Raw genomic sequence first — 255 nt, 5'->3', positions numbered from 1 at the left:
AGCTAGGATGTTGGCTTGGAAGCAGCCATTCATTTAAAGAGTGCGTAACAGCTCACTAGTCGAGCGGTCCGGCATGGATAATAATCGGGCATAAACATATTACCGAAGCTATGGATTTGTATTTTCGGATACATCTGGTAGGAGAGCATTCTATTTGCTTAGAAGCAGTACTGTGAGGTATTGTGGAGCGTATAGAAAAGAAAATGTAGGCATAAGTAACGATAAAGCGGGCGAGAAACCCGCTCACCGAAAGAC

1 rRNA gene is annotated in these 255 nt (G+C 43.9%); it reads left to right on the top strand.

The features are described 5' to 3' along the window. A 23S ribosomal RNA gene (locus BBI00_RS20980) occupies positions 1 to 255 on the top strand; the annotation flags it as partial.

The organism is Chryseobacterium arthrosphaerae, assembly GCF_001684965.1.
In the GTDB taxonomy this organism is placed as follows: Bacteria; Bacteroidota; Bacteroidia; order Flavobacteriales; family Weeksellaceae; genus Chryseobacterium; species Chryseobacterium arthrosphaerae.
This window is presented reverse-complemented; position numbering and strand designations above follow the sequence as displayed.